Below are 291 nucleotides of genomic sequence, written 5' to 3'. Positions count from 1 at the left end.
TGAGGCAGCATATTGCGTCAAGAATGCGGATTCGTCACAAGTTTGTGCGTGCCTGCCTTCAATAGACTCTGATGAAGCTCGGATAACGTATGAGAAGAATGGTGCGGTTATTTTACAATGGAATGCCAGCATCTATCCCCCGGCTGTGGCTTCAGCCTTGCGAGTTGATCGTGCTGATCTGAACAGTGATGGAAAAGAAGAATTAGTGATTGCCACGATGCTCAGCACAAGCAATGGAATGGGGATTGAATATTGGGAAGTCCGTATATTATTTAAAGATCAAATATCAAA

At 44.0% G+C, this 291-nt stretch carries 1 protein-coding gene; it reads left to right on the top strand.

Annotated elements, in window-relative coordinates:
- The coding region (locus L0U88_RS20745) for a hypothetical protein (RefSeq protein WP_234868785.1) at nucleotides 1-291 on the top strand (291 nt) is incomplete at both ends.

Source organism: Flavihumibacter fluminis, assembly GCF_021491375.1.
Taxonomy (GTDB): Bacteria; Bacteroidota; Bacteroidia; order Chitinophagales; family Chitinophagaceae; genus Flavihumibacter; species Flavihumibacter fluminis.
This window is presented reverse-complemented; position numbering and strand designations above follow the sequence as displayed.